Source organism: Alkalihalobacillus pseudalcaliphilus (assembly GCF_028610675.1).
In the GTDB taxonomy this organism is placed as follows: domain Bacteria; phylum Bacillota; class Bacilli; order Bacillales; family Bacillaceae_D; genus Alkalihalobacillus; species Alkalihalobacillus pseudalcaliphilus.
In genome coordinates, this window is sequence record NZ_JAQQWS010000005.1 from 278,432 (window position 1) to 296,075 (window position 17,644).

General features: G+C 39.2%; 19 protein-coding genes. 14 read left to right on the plus strand and 5 right to left on the minus strand.

The window, feature by feature from the left end:
• Positions 1-2 precede the first annotated feature (2 nt).
• The 8 genes from sdaAA to rnc all read left to right on the plus strand — a co-directional run bounded on the left by sdaAA (position 3) and on the right by rnc (position 7,570).
• Positions 3-890 (plus strand): L-serine ammonia-lyase, iron-sulfur-dependent, subunit alpha, encoded by an 888-nt coding sequence (gene sdaAA / locus PQ479_RS13200; protein WP_047987830.1) that lies wholly within the window; start codon positions 3-5, stop codon positions 888-890.
• Positions 887-2,935, plus strand: a complete 2,049-nt coding sequence (recG, locus tag PQ479_RS13205; protein WP_047987831.1) for an ATP-dependent DNA helicase RecG — start codon at positions 887-889, stop codon at positions 2,933-2,935. Before sdaAA ends, recG begins: the two co-directional genes overlap by 4 nt.
• Before the next feature lie 82 nt (positions 2,936-3,017).
• Positions 3,018-3,620 carry a transcription factor FapR gene (gene fapR / locus PQ479_RS13210; RefSeq protein ID WP_047987832.1) on the plus strand — a complete coding sequence of 201 codons (603 nt, stop codon included), beginning with the start codon at positions 3,018-3,020 and terminating at the stop codon, positions 3,618-3,620.
• Complete coding sequence (gene plsX / locus PQ479_RS13215; RefSeq protein WP_047987833.1) at positions 3,604-4,605, plus strand: phosphate acyltransferase PlsX; 1,002 nt, start codon at positions 3,604-3,606, stop codon at positions 4,603-4,605. The genes fapR and plsX overlap by 17 nt, the downstream gene beginning before the upstream one ends.
• Positions 4,606-4,620: 15 nt before the next feature.
• Positions 4,621-5,568 (plus strand): ACP S-malonyltransferase, encoded by a 948-nt coding sequence (gene fabD / locus PQ479_RS13220; protein ID WP_047987834.1) that lies wholly within the window; start codon positions 4,621-4,623, stop codon positions 5,566-5,568.
• Entirely contained in the window at positions 5,568-6,311 is a 744-nt protein-coding gene (fabG, locus tag PQ479_RS13225) for a 3-oxoacyl-ACP reductase FabG (protein WP_047987835.1), read from the plus strand. Before fabD ends, fabG begins: the two co-directional genes overlap by 1 nt.
• 106 nt (positions 6,312-6,417) lie before the next feature.
• Positions 6,418-6,651 carry an acyl carrier protein gene (gene acpP / locus PQ479_RS13230; protein ID WP_047987836.1) on the plus strand — a complete coding sequence of 78 codons (234 nt, stop codon included), beginning with the start codon at positions 6,418-6,420 and terminating at the stop codon, positions 6,649-6,651.
• 127 nt (positions 6,652-6,778) lie between these two features.
• On the plus strand, positions 6,779-7,570 hold the full coding sequence (rnc, locus tag PQ479_RS13235; RefSeq protein ID WP_273717027.1) for a ribonuclease III: 792 nt from the start codon (positions 6,779-6,781) through the stop codon (positions 7,568-7,570).
• Positions 7,571-7,824: 254 nt separating this feature from the next.
• Here the strand turns inward: rnc and PQ479_RS13240 are convergent, their stop codons facing one another.
• The 5 genes from PQ479_RS13240 to PQ479_RS13260 form a co-directional block, all read right to left on the minus strand.
• Positions 7,825-8,046, minus strand: a complete 222-nt coding sequence (locus tag PQ479_RS13240; RefSeq protein WP_047987837.1) for a DUF1128 domain-containing protein — start codon at positions 8,044-8,046, stop codon at positions 7,825-7,827.
• A gap of 85 nt (positions 8,047-8,131) precedes the next feature.
• The gene (locus tag PQ479_RS13245) at positions 8,132-8,569 is read right to left on the minus strand and encodes an effector binding domain-containing protein (protein ID WP_047987838.1); all 438 of its coding nucleotides are present in this window, start codon (positions 8,567-8,569) and stop codon (positions 8,132-8,134) included.
• Positions 8,570-8,599: 30 nt separating this feature from the next.
• A complete protein-coding gene (locus PQ479_RS13250) occupies positions 8,600-9,220 on the minus strand; it encodes a GyrI-like domain-containing protein (RefSeq protein ID WP_047987839.1) in 621 nt (206 codons plus the stop codon).
• Positions 9,221-9,245: 25 nt separating this feature from the next.
• Positions 9,246-9,584 (minus strand): RNA polymerase sigma factor, encoded by a 339-nt coding sequence (locus tag PQ479_RS13255; protein ID WP_083991184.1) that lies wholly within the window; start codon positions 9,582-9,584, stop codon positions 9,246-9,248.
• A 36-nt stretch (positions 9,585-9,620) separates the two neighbouring features.
• Positions 9,621-9,833 (minus strand): hypothetical protein, encoded by a 213-nt coding sequence (locus PQ479_RS13260; RefSeq protein ID WP_047987841.1) that lies wholly within the window; start codon positions 9,831-9,833, stop codon positions 9,621-9,623.
• A gap of 461 nt (positions 9,834-10,294) precedes the next feature.
• Here PQ479_RS13260 and smc point away from each other — a divergent pair, with 461 nt between their 5' ends.
• The 6 genes from smc to PQ479_RS13290 all read left to right on the plus strand — a co-directional run bounded on the left by smc (position 10,295) and on the right by PQ479_RS13290 (position 17,525).
• Positions 10,295-13,861 carry a chromosome segregation protein SMC gene (smc, locus tag PQ479_RS13265; protein ID WP_047987842.1) on the plus strand — a complete coding sequence of 1,189 codons (3,567 nt, stop codon included), beginning with the start codon at positions 10,295-10,297 and terminating at the stop codon, positions 13,859-13,861.
• A gap of 11 nt (positions 13,862-13,872) precedes the next feature.
• Positions 13,873-14,874 (plus strand): signal recognition particle-docking protein FtsY, encoded by a 1,002-nt coding sequence (gene ftsY / locus PQ479_RS13270; RefSeq protein ID WP_047987843.1) that lies wholly within the window; start codon positions 13,873-13,875, stop codon positions 14,872-14,874.
• A gap of 272 nt (positions 14,875-15,146) precedes the next feature.
• Positions 15,147-15,476: a putative DNA-binding protein gene (locus PQ479_RS13275; protein ID WP_083991185.1), complete on the plus strand. Its 330-nt coding sequence runs from the start codon at positions 15,147-15,149 to the stop codon at positions 15,474-15,476.
• An 11-nt stretch (positions 15,477-15,487) separates the two neighbouring features.
• Complete coding sequence (gene ffh, locus PQ479_RS13280) at positions 15,488-16,852, plus strand: signal recognition particle protein (RefSeq protein ID WP_047987844.1); 1,365 nt, start codon at positions 15,488-15,490, stop codon at positions 16,850-16,852.
• A 148-nt stretch (positions 16,853-17,000) separates the two neighbouring features.
• Positions 17,001-17,273 carry a 30S ribosomal protein S16 gene (rpsP, locus tag PQ479_RS13285; RefSeq protein ID WP_047987845.1) on the plus strand — a complete coding sequence of 91 codons (273 nt, stop codon included), beginning with the start codon at positions 17,001-17,003 and terminating at the stop codon, positions 17,271-17,273.
• Positions 17,274-17,294: 21 nt separating this feature from the next.
• Positions 17,295-17,525, plus strand: coding sequence for a KH domain-containing protein (locus PQ479_RS13290; RefSeq protein ID WP_047987846.1), 231 nt, complete (start codon positions 17,295-17,297; stop codon positions 17,523-17,525).
• The last annotated feature ends 119 nt before the right edge of the window (positions 17,526-17,644 follow it).

The window sequence follows — 17,644 nt, forward strand, 5'->3', positions numbered from 1 at the left end:
ATATGTTTAAAAATGTTGCGGAACTGATTGAAAAAGCAGAACGTGAGAATAAACAAATATCAGAAATAATGATTGAACAAGAAATGGATGTAACCGATAAATCAAGAGAAGATATTTATGATAAAATGCGTAAAAATCTACAAGTGATGGAAGCGGCTGTTGAAAGAGGGATATCTGAAGATGTTCGCTCTGTGTCTGGACTAACTGGTGGGGATGCGGTTTTATTACAAAGATATATCCAACAAGGTCAATTTCTCTCAAGTGAAGTATTACTTGATGCCGTTAGTAAAGCGGTTGCAACAAATGAAGTGAATGCGGCTATGGGAACGATTTGTGCGACCCCTACAGCTGGATCTGCGGGTGTTGTTCCTGGTGTTTTATTTGGTATGAAAAATAAACTAAACCCAACGGAAGAGCAAATGATTCGTTATTTATTTGTTGCAGGTGCATTTGGTTTTGTAGTGGCTAATAACGCATCGATTTCTGGAGCGGCTGGAGGCTGCCAAGCGGAGGTAGGATCAGCTACTGGGATGGCCGCTGCCGCACTTGTAGAATTAGCAGGAGGGACCCCAAAACAGTCTGCAGAAGCCATGGCTATCGCTTTGAAAAATATGTTAGGCCTAGTTTGTGATCCTGTGGCAGGATTAGTTGAAGTTCCCTGTGTAAAAAGGAATGCGATGGGTGCTTCTAACGCAATTGTTGCTGCTGATATGGCTTTGGCAGGAATTACTAGTCGAATTCCTTGTGATGAAGTGATTGACGCCATGTATCGAATCGGACAAACGATGCCAGAAACTTTACGTGAAACGGGTGAAGGTGGTTTAGCTGCTACACCAACAGGGCGAGCATTAGCGGCTAAGATTTTTGGTAGTGCTGTCGTTAATCAATGAGTAATATGATCAAACAATCGGTAAAAGAAGTACACGGCATAGGAGATGAAGCTTGTGAGCAGTTACAAGCTATTAAAGTGGAAACTATCCTTGATTTGCTAGAGTACCTCCCATTCCGATATGAGGACTATCATATACGTGATTTACACGATGTCAAACATGATGAACGTGTTACGGTTTTAGGAGTAGTCCATAGTGAGCCATCGATGCGTTTTTTTAGCAAAAAAAAGAGTCGCTTAACTATCAGACTACTCGTGAATCAAGTTTTGATAACTGTGACATTTTTTAACCAGCCATATTTAAAAAGTAAATTTAAGCTTGGTGAAGAAGTTACCGTAACAGGAAAATGGGACCAGCATCGTATGACGATTACAGCAAGTCAAGCTAATTTTGGTCAAAGCTCTAGTACGGGTAAAGTGGAACCGATATATTCAGCTGCTGGTAAGCTAACGAGTAAGGCCATTAAGCGTTATATTAAGAATGCTTGTACACAATTTTTAAGTCAAATGGAAGAAAATTTACCGTCCTATTTGTTGGAACAATATAAACTTCCTAACCGCCAGGACGCCATTTATCAGCTTCATTTTCCCCAATCGAAGGAACAGCTCAAACACGCAAGGCGTCGAATGATTTATGAGGAATTTTTACTTTTTCAATTAAAAATGCAAGCTTTTCGAAAAGGGCAAAGAGAGCAATCTGGTGGAAAGGCGACCTTATTGCCAATCAAAGAAATGGATCAATTTAAAGCAAAATTGCCATTTCCATTAACGAATGCCCAACAAAGAGTTGTGCAAGAAATTATGACAGATATTCAATCTCCGTATCGGATGAATCGATTATTACAAGGTGATGTAGGCGCAGGTAAAACGGTTGTGGCTGCGATCTGTATGTTTGGTATCGTTCAGGCAGGTTATCAAGCGGCCATGATGGTTCCTACAGAAATTTTAGCGGAACAGCATGAACAATCATTACAAAAGCTACTTGAACCGTTTGGTATAAAGGTTTGTCTTTTAACTGGAAAAGTAAAAGGAAAAAAGCGGAAAGAGCTCCTACAACAGTTACAGAATGGAGATATTGATATTGTTGTGGGTACGCACGCTCTCATTCAGGATGAGGTTATTTATCACAATTTAGCTTTAGTTATCACCGATGAGCAGCATCGTTTTGGCGTAGAGCAAAGACGTGCTTTAAGAAGTAAAGGGGAGAATCCAGACGTTCTATTTATGACGGCAACACCGATACCGAGAACGTTAGCGATCTCTGTTTTTGGAGATATGGATGTGTCAATTATTGATGAATTGCCAGCAGGTCGTAAAGAAATTGAAACGTATTGGACGAAACCAGATACATTTGAGCGCGTAATGGATTTTATAAAAAAAGAACTAGTGGCAGGTAGACAGGCCTATGTCATCTGTCCATTAATTGAAGAGTCGGAAAAGCTTGATTTACAAAATGCATTAGATGTCCATATGACGATTCAACAGTTTTTTACGGGTCAGTATCAAGTTGGCCTCATGCATGGTCGTTTGCATTCGGATGAAAAAGAAGAGGTTATGAATGCGTTTAGTAAAAATGATGTCCAAATACTGGTTTCTACTACGGTTGTAGAAGTGGGTGTAAACGTCCCGAATGCAACGGTTATGGTGATCTATGATGCCGAGCGGTTTGGCCTGTCGCAACTTCACCAATTAAGAGGGAGAGTGGGTCGTGGTTCAGAGCAATCGTATTGTATTTTATTAGCTGATCCTAAGTCTGAAGTAGGAAAAGAACGAATGCGTATCATGACTGAAACGAATGATGGTTTTGTTTTATCTGAGAAAGACTTAGAATTACGTGGACCAGGTGATTTTTTTGGTGAAAAACAGAGTGGCTTGCCTAATTTTAAGGTGGCTGATGTTGTCCACGATTACCGTGCGCTTGAAGTAGCACGGGCAGATGCGTCAAAGTTTATAAATAGTGATGTTTTTTGGCAAGATGATGCCTTTCAAAAGTTAAGGGAATACCTAATGGAACAAGGTGTTTTTGATGGAGAAAAGCTGGATTAATAAATTTTAGTATTGAAATGATTACCTAAGAATTATATACTACTCTTAGTACCTAGTCATATAAAGATGGATGGTGCAGAATATGAAGCTTAAAAAAAGGGATAGACAAAGATTACTGAAAGAAACATTAGAAAATGATCCATTTATGACAGACGAGGCTTTATCGAGCCATTTTAGTGTCAGCATACAAACAATTCGCTTAGATCGAATGGAGCTTGCGATTCCCGAATTAAGAGAACGAATTAAGGATGTAGCTAAGCAGCAGCTTGATGATGTGAAAGCTTTGCAACCGGAAGAAGTCATTGGTGAGATTGTCGACTTACAACTTGACGATCGTGCGATTTCAATTTTAGATATACAACCGGAGCAAGTATTTGCAAAAACAGGTATTGCCAGAGGCCATCACTTATTTGCACAAGCCAACTCACTAGCTGTCGCCATTATCAATGATGAAATGGCTTTAACTAATAAGGCGACTATTCGGTTCACAAGGCAAGTACGAGCACAAGAACGCGTGATCGCAAAAGCCGAGGTTTTACGGACGGAAAAAGAGCGAACCGTAGTTGATGTGCAAAGTTTTGTAGGGGAAGAGCTTGTATTCTCAGGTGAATTTGTGATGTATCGATCCAACCAGAGAAACAAAAACGAACAAAAGGGACGTGTTGACAGTGAAAATCGCTCTTGATGCAATGGGTGGGGACAATGCCCCGAAAGCACAGGTGGAGGCAGCCGAAAGAGCCGTCAGAGAATTAAAAGGGTTAGAAATTACTTTAGTAGGTCATGAGGAAGAAATAAAGAAACACTTAAAAAATTCTACCGGTATTACGATTTTTCATACAACAGAAAAAATAGAGGATACAGATCAACCGACGATGGCTGTTAGAAGGAAGAAAGATTCTTCTATGGTACTTGCCGTTCGTGAAGTGAAAGAAGGTCGGGCTGATGCATGTATTTCTTCTGGAAACACAGGAGCATTAATGACAGCAGGGTTGTTACATGTTGGTCGAATTAAAGGTATTGAGCGCCCGGCACTAGCACCGATGTTACCAACGATTGATGGTAGAGGTTTTTTATTGCTGGATGTTGGTGCTAATATGGATGCAAAACCAAATCAAATTTTACAATATGCACTCATGGGTAATATTTATATGTCAATGGTACGTAAAATCAAAACACCTAGAGTTGGATTGGTCAATGTTGGTTCAGAGGATGGAAAAGGCAATGAGCTAATGAAGGAAAGTTTTTCATTACTGAAAGAGGCTCCCCTTATATTTCATGGCAACATTGAAGCTCGTTACCTATTAGAAGGACAAGTTGATGTTGCGGTTTGCGATGGTTTCTCGGGTAATTTGATTTTAAAGAGTATTGAAGGCACTGCCTCAGCACTTTTTGCCTTATTAAAGCAGGAATTTACAAGTTCTGTGAAAAATAAAATTGGTGCAGGGATTTTAAAGCCTAGCTTTAAAGAGATTAAAAATAAAATGGATTACTCAGAATATGGTGGTGCAGCTTTATTTGGCTTAAAAGCCCCTGTGATTAAAGCGCATGGTTCATCCGATGCGAATGCGGTCTATAATGCGATTCGTCAGGCTTATGAAATGGTTGAGAAGCAAGTTGTGACGATCATTAAAGATGAATTGACTAAATTAAAAGTAGAACAAGAAGTTTAAAAGGAGCTGATGCCGATGGGAAGAATCGCCTTTTTATTCCCTGGACAAGGATCACAAGCAGTAGGAATGGGTCAAAGCTTACGTGATTCAAATGATAATAGCCTTGCCGTATTTAAACGATCTAATGAAAAGCTTCAGTTCGATCTAACGGATATTATTGAAAATGGACCTGAAGAAAAGCTGAGACGAACAGAGTTTGCACAGCCTGCCCTTGTAACCATGAGTATCGCTGTTCTTGAATTACTAAAGGAAAAAGGGATAAAGCCAGACTTCGTAGCGGGACATAGCTTAGGTGAGTATAGTGCATTAGTTTGTGCAAATGTATTATCTTTTGAAGATGCTGTATATGCGGTTCATAAGCGTGGACTTTATATGGAAGAAGCTATGCCGTTTGGAGAAGGTGCGATGTCCGCTGTATTAGGGCTAGAGCGTGATGTATTGCAAGAGGTTTGTGATAGGGTGAAAGAGGCAGGTCTCGTTGCAGAGCTCGCTAACTTAAACTGTCCGGGACAAATTGTAATCTCAGGTTCGGCAGAGGGCATAGAGAAAGCAGGCGTGTTGGCAAAGGAAGCAGGTGCTAAGCGGGTTTTACCACTTCAAGTAAGCGGACCATTCCACTCTTCGCTTATGATGCCATGTGCTAAGAGGCTGGAAGATGTGCTTGCTAACATTCCTTTTTATGATGCTGAAATACCGGTTATTGCCAACGTTTCAGCCAAGGCACTTACCGATAAAGAGGCCATCAAAGCTAGTTTAGTAGAGCAAGTGTATTCCCCTGTTTTATGGGAGGATACGATTTTGACATTATTAGAACAAGGTGTCGATACATTTATTGAAATTGGTAATGGTAATGTCTTAACTGGTCTTGTTAAGAAAGTGAATCGACGAGTACAGGCATTTGCGATAAGTGATCAGGAAAGCTTGGCAAAAGCTCTGGAAAAGTTAGAAGGAGGTAACCGTTAATGTTATCAGGTCAAGTAGCGATTGTTACAGGTGCTTCGCGTGGGATTGGTGAGGCCATTGCTCTAGAACTAGCAGCTAAAGGTGCTCATATCGTCGTGAATTATGCAGGTAGTGCAGATAAGGCGGAAGCGGTTGTAGAAAGGGCAAAAGAGCTAGGCGTTAAAGCGTTTGCTTATCAAGCGAATGTTGCGAATGCTGAAGAAGTACAGGCGATGGTTAAAGAGACTGTTCAAGCATTCGGTCGAGTCGACATTTTAGTTAATAATGCCGGGATTAATCGCGATAATTTGGTTATGCGTATGAAAGAGGACGATTGGGATGCTGTTATTAATACGAACTTAAAAGGTGTTTTTAATTGCTCAAAAGCGGTAACGAGGCAAATGATGAAGCAACGTTATGGTCGTATCATTAATATCTCCTCTGTTGTTGGCGTCTTAGGAAATGCGGGACAAGCTAATTATGTCGCTGCTAAAGCGGGTGTTATTGGATTGACCAAAACCTTAGCACGAGAGCTTTCAAACCGAAATATTTTAGTGAACGCAGTGGCTCCAGGATTTATTACGACAGATATGACAGACGAGCTTGGGGAAAAAACGAAAACACAGTTACTAGCTCAAATTCCTTTAGGTAAATTAGGAGAACCAGCTCATATTGCTAAGACTGTTGGTTTTTTAGCGAGTGAGGATGCGAGTTACATGACAGGTCAAACCTTACATGTTGATGGTGGAATGGTTATGCCTTAAGGGCAAGGTTGAGGAGATTTTCGACAAAATCAATCTTGACAAGTTTAACAGCTATCGGTAAAATTCAGCTAGCTTGTGTTCTTTTTTGAGAGGGGGTGAACGGAACATGGCAGATACATTAACACGTGTAAGTAAGATTATTGTAGACCGTCTTGGAGTTGATGAGTCAGAGGTAAAACTTGAAGCATCGTTTAAAGAAGACTTAGGTGCAGATTCACTAGATGTAGTTGAGCTTGTTATGGAACTTGAAGATGAGTTTGAATTAACAATTTCTGATGAAGATGCGGAGAAAATTTCTACTGTTGCAGATGTAGTAGAATACATAAATAGCAACAGCTAAATGATGAAGTCTCATATGGAAAGCCATATGAGACTTGATTTCTATCTTATTTCTTTGTTGATGATGACGTTTTCACTAAAAAAGTGATAAGATAGAGATGGAGAAAAATTGAATGATGGAGGTAGCCATGTCACAGTCTTCGAAAAACCAGCGAAAAGCCAAATCGTCTTTTTATGAGCGTAAAAGAAGCCCAAGACGTTTGACTTTGACAAGTGAGCAAAGACAGAAGTTTGATGTCTTGCAGGAGCGTATTGGCATGACTTTTGAAAACAAAAAGCTGTTAATCCAAGCTTTCACCCATTCATCCTATGTGAATGAGCACCGCATTTATACATTTCAAGATAATGAAAGGCTTGAGTTCTTAGGGGATGCCGTCTTAGAGCTTGCTGTATCGCAATTTCTTTTTAAGAAATTTAAAGCGATGAGCGAAGGCGATATGACCAAATTAAGAGCTTCCATTGTCTGTGAGCCTTCTTTGGCGAAATTTGCTGAAGAGCTGCAATTTGGACAATTAGTCTTATTAGGTAAAGGGGAAGAGATTACAGGAGGGCGTATGCGTCCGGCATTACTTGCGGATGTATTTGAATCGTTTATTGGTGCCTTACATCTCGACCAAGGTATAGACGCGGTTTTTAACTTTTTAGCACAAACGATTTATCCGAAAATAAACGATGGTGCTTTTTCTCATATGATGGATTTCAAGAGTCAATTACAAGAGTTAATACAGCGTGATAATTTAGGTCAAATTCAATATTTGATCGTACAAGAACGAGGACCTGCCCATAATCGCGAGTTCGTCTCAGAGGTCCAGCTGAATGGACAAGCATTAGGAATTGGAACAGGTCGTTCAAAAAAAGAAGCGGAACAACATGCCGCTCAGCAAGCTTTAATGAAGCTTAGTCAAAAATCTCCTTCTTAATCATAAAAAACACTGCATAAGTTGTTGCTATTAACAACTTATGCAGTGTTTTTTTCAGTATTAGACGAGAGTAGATGAGAATAATGTGCTGTCGTCGTAGCGGGAGAGTGCAAAATGGATGAGTACAACCAAAAGGAAACGATGGATTTTACATGAACCCAGAAAATGAAATCATATAATGACTTCTTCAATAATTCTTTAGCTTCTATACAAAGAAACAGCCACACAAGTCAAGTGACTTATGTGGCTACTTCTTATGCACGTAATTTACCTAGTTCAGAAGCAATGGCATCGAGCTCGCTTACAGAAAAATTCGGCTTACTCATAATCATTTCATAAATTTCAACTAAGTCGTCGTATTTATTCGTATTAAAACTCTTTGCATTAATCGCACCCGCATTAACAAATTGTAGCTTATCTTTAATCGCTTCAATCATATACTCAATATTTTCACGATTATTTTCACGTAAATCCAATCGAAGTACCCCCTGTAGTTCCATTCAAATGAACGGACTTATTTATACTAGTTTATCATTAAATGTAGCTTGTTGGGAACTACTATTATCTTTCTTTGACTGGGTTATAGATCGTAAGTTTTCGTTCACTTTCATAAAGTTCAAAAATCATGTCATCCGTGTACGTATAATTCATGGAGAATATCCATCTTACTAACTGATCATAATAGTTACCCATATCTTCTAAATGAAAGATTGTCTCGAAAACACCATATGTTCTAAGCGGACAGTCTAAAGTAATAAAATGGTTTGGAAGTTCTTTTGGGAAATGGTTAACGATAAAACCAATATAAAAGGAGCCAACTTGGTGTTGCTCATCTCTTTTTGCTTCATAAGCAATTACATAATGGGGTTCATCCAAGTCAAACAGATAGGTCAGCTTCTTCACTTCCAGGACCTTTTCGGGGATAACATGAGAATAATTAGAAAAATCCTCCGTATATTTTCTGGCGACTATTTGAAATGTACGATTCTCGAAATACATGATTTCCCCTCCATCTTTGGTTGATAATGGTTAAACAGGAACACAAATAACGGTTTTTGTTTGAGCTGCGGGATAACAATCCATCGCTGGACATAAAAAGATTTCTCTATGTGGTAATTGTGGCTCAATGCTTTTGGATTGTAGCTCTTTCAAAATCACTTCTAAAGTTTCACCTGCATCTTTATAATGACCCTCATGTAGTTTTAAAGCAACACTTTGTGAAGGCACTCTTATAAACGAAAAAGGTAATGGGGGTACAAGCTTGAGTTTCTTTTGGACGCTAAGTAAAGCCCGTGAATAAATATCCTCCGTAATAAAAGGAGGGACATAAATCATCTGTTCTACCAGTGATTTCTTTTCATTTTTCGATAGCCAAATGATTTCATCAGGCATCCTTTTAAAGCGATAGTTCATTTCTGTTTTTGTGATTTGTTTAATTTGGTTAACGATTTTAAAGGCTGTAAATGTATCATCGAGCGGTTCTGGTCTTCCGTCCCATTCCATATCAAATTTTGTATGCATACGTTGTGAAACATAACATCGTTCAGGCAAGTCTTGAATAACCATATTACCTTGTTTTAGTTGATAAATTTGCTTGAGCTCCTTTCGGTGGTCAACCGGTTTAGAAACCTTGTTTACTTGTAATTTCACTTGTCATCACTCCTTTTCTATTTATTTAAGAGTACGTTTTAGGTGGTGTGCGTAAAATGTTGGTTTGTTTTTTATTGATTCTTTTTCTTTCGATAACATATTGGTCAATCGACACGATGATTCTTTCCTTTTGTACTTTTCTTTTTGCGCGCGAAAGCAGGTTATAAATGTTAGACTTGTCTGTATGGAGGTGCATTGCAATATCGTTAGCAGAAAAGCCTGCAAAAAAATAAAGCTTAAAAACATGGCGTTCTTTCATAGATAAGCATTCTAGAAGCCGCTGTATTTGTTCAAATATCTCAGCACGAAGTAAATGCTCTGTAGGGTTGTTCTGTTCTGCCAAAAAGCGGTTTTTCTCAGATATGGATTGCTCATACGTTACTCCTTGTTAAAACGAGCCTTAGTTAATCCAGACTTCTGCATAGTATGCTTTCATAAAATCTAGTAATTTCTCTAGTTCTTTGACTCCAGCTACCTCAGCCTCTTTTGCTTGATATAATAATTCAATGGCACGATTCTTTTGAATGGCTTCGCTCGGTTCTCCGCCATGAGGGAACGGAAACATCTCTTTCATTTCATTAAGGGCCTTTGCTACCTCTTTGTAGAGTTGCATCGCAGACTCGCTACATGAACGAACGACACGTCCGATAATATTGGATTCTTGCCAACTATGATGAAGCTCATATAGATATTGGACGGCAAATTCCCTCGCATTTGCAATAACAGCTAAATGATAGGCTTGACCATTAATGATCCCTAAATTACATAGATCATTATTGTCACCCTTTCTTTATGGCTCTGTCCTCTTTAAGTCGTCTGTTTTTATTTATTTTAGCAGAAAAAAAACGAATGATAGACAGAATATTCAAGTTATTTTAGGTGGAATTCCCTATATTCAACATGTTTAGTGCTTATCAGTCGTTCTCATACATGATCTAGATGCCATATTTCCAAATTTCTATCATGTAATTCAATAAAATATCAAATCACCTACAATTGATGCCGATATAGTCACAGGTAGTATGGTTATGATAAAATAAGAAAGTTGTAGAAAAGAAAGTGGAGGGTGTGCGTATGTTCCTCAAACGACTAGAAGTCGTCGGTTTTAAATCCTTTGCTGAACAAATAGGCATTGATTTCGTCCCAGGTGTCACCGCGGTGGTCGGTCCGAACGGCAGTGGGAAAAGTAATATTTCTGATTCAATTAGATGGGTACTCGGGGAGCAGTCTGCGAAATCACTTCGTGGTGCAAAAATGGAAGATATTATTTTTGCTGGTAGTGATTCACGTAAACCTCTTAATTATGCGGAGGTCACGCTCGTATTAGATAATGAGGATCATCATTTACATATCGATTATTCAGAAGTAAGTGTCACTAGAAGAGTTTACCGTTCAGGTGATAGTGAATATTTAATTAATAAGCAAACATGTCGACTAAAAGATATCGTTGATTTATTCCTAGATTCTGGATTAGGTCGTGAAGCGTATTCCATCATAGGTCAAGGAAAAGTCGAAGAAATACTAAGTAGTAAATCCGAAGACCGCCGTGTCATTTTTGAAGAAGCGGCAGGTGTTTTGAAATATAAAACGAGAAAAGTCAAGGCAGAAAAGCGACTTTGGGAAACGCAAGAAAACTTAAATCGTGTCGAAGATATTTTGTTTGAATTAGAAGGACAAGTAGAGCCTCTTCAAATCCAATCTTCTATTGCCAAAGACTACTTGGAGAAAAAAGAGCAATTAAAGGAAATTGAAATTGCCTTACTCGTTTTTCAAATTACGGATCTTCATGCTAAGTGGACGGATGAAAAAGAAAAACTGGCGTCCTTAAAAGAGCAGTATCAGAAGCAAACAAAAGAAGTAACCGAGATGGAGGAGCAATTAGAAAGCCTTCGTGTTCAAACGAATGAATTACAAGAGGCGATGCATGATGCTCAAGAAGCTCTATTACTGGCAAGTGAGGCACTAGAGAAAGCAGAAGGGAAGAAACAGCTTTTTCAAGAACAGCTTAAGCATGCAAGTGAAAATAAAGAGACGCTCCTTAAAAGTTTAGAAGATAAAAAAGAACAGCTTACTCGGCTAGAAACTGAATGTATAGAGAAAAAAGAGAAGTTATCAAACGAAGAGAAAGAGTTAGAGCTTCTTCAAAAATCAGTTCAAGATAAAGAAGAATTATTAAACATGCATGAAGAGGATTTACCAGAGAAGTTAGAACAGGCAAAAGGTGACTATATTGAGTTACTGAATGAACAAGCATCGATTCGAAATGAAGCACGCTACTTAGAGGAGCAGCTTAATCAGCAAAAATTGAAAACGAATAAACTGACCTCTGAAAATGATGAACTTTTACAGGCAAGAGAACATTTAAAAAGTCAGTCTAAAACGGCTATTGAGCAGTTGGGGAAGGCAGAAGTGGGACTTGAGCAAATCTCGCAATGGTATCGAGATTTAAAGCTCAAAGACGAACAAAAAAGAAATCAGTATCAAAAGAAAGAGTCCAAGCTTTATGAAGCCTATCAATTCATTCAAAAGCTGGAATCAAGAAAAGAAGTACTAGAGGAAATGGAAGCGGACTTTTCGGGATTCTTCCAGGGTGTAAAAGAAGTTTTAAAACGGCGTGAACAGCAGTTACCAGGTGTTGTTGGAGCGATAGCAGAGCTTGTTCATGTACCGAAAGATTATGAGGCTGCATTAGAAATTGCCTTAGGAGCGGCGATGCAACATATTGTCGTGCAAACAGAAAAGGACGCAAGGCAAGCGATTCAGTTTTTAAAGCAGAATCGCTTCGGTCGAGCTACTTTTTTACCTTTATCCGTGCTAAAGCCGCGTGAATTAAATGAATATCAACGTGCTTCCATTCAGAATGAAGATGGTTTTATTGGTGTAGCCGCAGACCTCATTCAATATGAAAAGCCCTATCATAATGTGATTTGGAATTTGTTAGGACATGTTGTGATTGCGAGGAATTTAGAAGTAGCCAACAAATTAGCGAGCAAACTAAGCTATCGTTACCGTGTTGTCACATTAGACGGAGATGTCGTTAATGCAGGTGGTTCGATGACGGGCGGTAGTTTGAAGCAAAAGCAAACACCGTTACTTGGGCGAAAGCGTGAAGTGGAGGAGTTACAAGAAAAACTTGATAGCCTTAAGGAATCAAGCTTAGCTTTAGAAAATAGTGTGAAATCGTTAAAAGTGGAATTAAAAGAATTAGAAGATGAAATGCTGGAAGCTCAACAAAAAGGCGAAAAAGCCCGAGCACATTTTCATGAATGTAAAGAATATAAACGCGAGGTTGAACTGCAGTCAAAAGCAATGGAGGAAAGATTTTCGCGTTTTGATCGAGAACAAAGAGGATACACAGATGAGCAGCTCCGAATTCAAGAGAGACTTCATGAGCTAGAAGAAAAAGCAGTATCGGCAGAAGACGAGCGGAAACAACTGGAACAAAATGTAAAGTCTTTGGAAACGAAGCTTCATACAGAGAAAAGCTCAAAAGAGGAATTACAGCAACTCTTAACTGAAGAAAAAATTAAACACGCAGCGGTAAAGGAGCGATATGCCAACGCTCTAACAGAAGTGAAACGTTACGAAGGGCAGATTCAAGACCTTCGAGAAGACTTGGCAGACCTTCATGAACAAACGAGCTTTTTGCAAACGGAAATGAGTGAACGAACGTCTGGTGAAAGCTCTTGGGAAAAGAAGATTCATACCAATCGCCAAAAGAAGCAAGCTCTTACCATTCAGTTAACGGCTATGCGAGAAGAGCGTAAGAAGTTGGATCTAGCTTACGAGACGTTAGAACAGCAATTAAAGGCTGAACAAGCTAAATTTGCTTATGTTTTAGAGCAAGTACAGTCCATCGAAGTAAGTGTGAATCGCTTTGATGTCGAGCTGGACCATTGCTTGACGGTATTACGTGAAGAATACGTGCTTTCGTACGAAGGGGCGAAGATAGAGTATCAATTAACGATGCCAGAAGATGAGGCAAAAACAAAGGTTAAGCTGATCAAGCTTTCTATACAAGAACTCGGGACTGTGAACCTTGGTGCTATTGAAGAGTACGAGCGTGTTAAAGAGCGCTTTGACTTTTTAAAGGCTCAACAAGAGGACTTATTAGAAGCGAAAGCAACACTTCATGCGGTAATTAATGAAATGGATGAAGAAATGACGAAGCGTTTTGAAGAAACTTTCCATCAAATTCAATCCCATTTCCGCGTTGTGTTTACAAAGCTCTTTGGTGGCGGAGAAGCTGATCTTGTCCTGACAGAACCCAATGACCTTTTAAATACTGGTGTTGAGATGCTTGTTAGGCCGCCAGGGAAAAAACGCCAGCACCTCGCCCTGTTATCGGGCGGTGAACGTGCTCTTACAGCTATTGCATTATTATTTGCGATTTTAAAAGTTCGTCCGGTTCCGTTCTGTGTATTAGATGAAGTAGAGGCGGCACTTGATGAAGCAAATGTTAGTCGATTCGCTCAGTTCTTAAAGGATTTCAGTGGTCAAACGCAATTTATCGTGATTACACATCGCAAAGGCACTATGGAAGAAGCAGATGTTCTTTATGGTGTAACGATGCAGGAGTCAGGTGTATCAAGGCTTGTTTCGGTTAAATTAGAAGAAACCAAAGAATTAGTAGGAAGTTAGGAGGCAAATCAATGAGCTTTTTTAAAAAATTGAAAGATAAAATCACCAATCAAACAACAGAAGTGACTGATAAGTTTAAACAAGGCCTAGAGAAAACAAGGAATTCTGTCGTTGGTAAAATGAACGAACTTGTTTATAAATATCGGAAGGTTGATGAAGATTTCTTCGAGGAGTTAGAAGAGATTTTAATTAGTGCAGATGTCGGAGTAACGACAGTGATGGAGTTAATCGACGAGCTAAAAGATGAGGTGCGCCTTCGCAATATTAAGGACACTAAAGATATCCAGCCCGTCATTTCTGAAAAGTTAGCAGAGCTACTTGAAAAAGAAGGCGACGATACGTCTTTAAATCTGAATGAAAATGGATTGAGTGTTATTTTAGTCGTTGGTGTGAATGGTGTCGGGAAAACAACAACGATTGGTAAATTATCTAATCAGTTAAAGCAGCAAGGGAAATCAGTCTTGTTAGCGGCAGGGGATACGTTTCGTGCCGGTGCCATTGATCAGCTTGAAGTTTGGGGCGAGCGTGTTGGTGTTGATGTGATTAAACAACAAGAAGGTTCTGATCCAGCCGCTGTTGTTTATGATGCTTTGCAATCAGCGAAATCTCGTCAAGCTGATGTACTCATTTGTGATACTGCCGGTCGTTTGCAAAATAAAGTTAATTTAATGAATGAACTTGAAAAAGTAAAACGAGTGATTCAGCGTGAAGTTCCTGGTGCTCCACACGAAGTCTTGTTAGTCTTAGACGCAACGACAGGGCAAAATGCTTTATCTCAAGCGAAAACGTTTGGGAAAGCCACAGATGTTACAGGAATTGTGTTAACGAAGCTTGATGGAACAGCGAAGGGTGGAATCGTTTTAGCGATTCGTCACGAGCTTGATATTCCAGTGAAATATGTCGGCTTAGGTGAACAGGTAGATGATCTTCAGCCATTTGACGCCGATCAATTTGTCTACGGTCTTTTTAAAGAACTTATTGAGGCTCCAGAAGAACAAAATACTCATGAATAGTGAGGCTTAGTTTCAAAAGTGCGGTAAAATTGTACGCTCTAATTAAATAGTAACGAGAAACTCGAGTGTATCCAAAAGTTCAATGCTCAACCGTCATAAAGTGGTGTTCATGAACGTATCACTCGAGTTTTTGTGTTTCGCTTATTTCGAGCATATAAAAAAAGACTGCTGATGAGTCTTTAAGCATGTTAAGAAAAAAACTTGACACTTAGATTGTTTTTTTGTATGATTGTATCTTGTAAAGGGAAATCACTTAACAAGGGGTTGACGGTGTGCTAGATAAGACGTTACGGATGAATTATTTATTCGATTTTTATCAAGCTTTATTGACACCTAAGCAGCAGAAATATATGTCGCTTTATTATCTTGATGATTTTTCTTTAGGGGAAATAGCGGAAGAATTTGAAGTTAGTCGCCAAGCAGTTTATGATAATATTAAACGTACAGAAGCGATGCTTGAAGAGTATGAACTGAAGCTTCACTTATTTAATAAATTTGAAGCTCGTTCAAAGCTATTTGCTGAATTAAAAGAAGCAATAACAAGCAACGCGACTCCTGAAGAGACTCTTACTTTAATAGAATCTCTTGAGAAATTAGATTAGGAGGCGACCTGATGGCATTTGAAGGCTTAGCTGAAAGGCTACAAGGAACTTTAACAAAAATTCGCGGTAAAGGAAAAGTGAGCGAGCAAGATATCAAAGAAATGATGCGAGAAGTTCGACTTGCTTTACTTGAAGCGGATGTTAACTTTAAAGTAGTGAAACAATTTATTGCAAGTGTAAAAGACAAAGCACTTGGCCAAGAGGTCATGAAAAGCTTAACACCAGGTCAACAAGTCATTAAAGTCGTTAACGAAGAGTTAACAGCTTTGATGGGTGGAGAGCAAAGTAAGATTGCTGTTAATAATAAGCCACCTACTGTTGTGATGATGGTTGGGTTACAAGGTGCAGGTAAAACAACAACAACGGCTAAGCTCGCGAATCATTTGCGTAAAAAGCATAATCGTCAGCCAATGCTTGTTGCTGCAGATATTTACCGACCTGCTGCGATTAAGCAATTAGAAACGCTTGGCAAACAATTAAATATGCCTGTGTTTTCATTAGGCGATCAAGTGAGTCCTGTCGAGATTGCTAAGCAAGCCATTGCCAAAGCAAAAGAAGATCATCATGATTATGTAATCATTGATACGGCTGGTCGACTTCACATTGATGAGAAGCTTATGGACGAACTGCAGCAAGTAAAAGAAGTCGCTAAACCTGACGAGATTTTACTCGTGGTCGATGCGATGACTGGGCAAGATGCGGTTAACGTAGCAGAAAGCTTTAATGAACAACTTGATGTCACTGGGGTTGTTTTGACAAAGCTGGATGGTGATACACGTGGTGGTGCAGCGATTTCTGTAAAAGCTGTGACACAGACACCGATCAAATTTGCCGGTATGGGCGAGAAGATTGATCAGCTTGAACCATTCCACCCTGAAAGAATGGCATCTCGAATTCTTGGTATGGGTGATGTGCTAACTTTAATCGAAAAGGCACAATCAAGTGTTGATGAGGAAAAAGCACGTGAGCTTGAGAAAAAGATGAAAAACATGGATATCACATTTGATGATTTCTTAGATCAACTTGATCAAGTTCGTAATATGGGACCATTGGATGAAATTTTAAATATGATGCCTGGAATGAATAAAATGAAGGGTATGAAAGATTTAAAAGTCGATGATAAACAAATTGGTCATGTTGAGGCCATTGTTCGTTCCATGACTCCACAAGAAAAGCAAGATCCTAGCATCATGAATGCTAGTCGCAAGCGTCGAATTGCTAAAGGCAGCGGTACTTCTGTTCAAGAAGTAAACCGTTTGTTAAAGCAATTTGAAGAAATGAAAAAAATGATGAAGCAAATGTCGAATATGACTTCTGGTAAAGGTAAAAAGAAGGGAAAAGGCAAGGGCTTAGGGGGCTTAAAGCTTCCGTTTTAACTTGAGAAATCGTTTTTGTTAGTAGTTTGGATAGGATTTTTAATTAGTATTTTCTAGAAATTAATGTCTGTTAAGGATTTTCTCTTGACTCTAGCGAAATTGATGATATTATAAATTATTGTGTGAATATATTTGGAGGTGTTTTTAAATGGCAGTAAAAATCCGTTTAAAGCGTATGGGTTCTAAAAAGGCCCCATTTTATCGTGTAGTAGTTGCAGATTCTCGTGCACCACGTGATGGTCGTTTCATCGAGGAGATTGGAACATATAATCCATTAACTCAACCAGCTAAGTTCGATGTGAAAGAGGACAAAGCACTTGATTGGATGTTAAAAGGTGCAAAACCTTCTGACACAGTGCGTAACCTTTTCTCAAATGTTGGTTTAATGGAAAAGCTACACAACGCAAAAAACCAAAAGTAATTCTTCAAAAAGGAGAATGCGATGAAAGCGTTAGTTGAAAAGATGGTGAAGGCTCTTGTTGAACGACCAGATGATGTTCAAGTTAACGAAAAAGTTAATGGTGAGCAACTTCTAGTTGAGGTTCGTGTTCATGAAAGTGATATCGGAAAAGTAATCGGCAAAGGTGGTCGTACAGCAAAGGCAATTCGTTCAGTCGTTTATGCAGCATCTATGAAAGAGCAGAAACGTGTACGAGTAGATATCGTCGATTAGTAACGCACAAAAAAGACAAGGGATGTCCCTTGTCTTTTTTGCATGGTGTGCCCGGCATGGGTGCAGGCTCTAGGGTGAAAGTCCCGAACTGTGAAGGCAGTAGTAACAGTAGCTCAAGG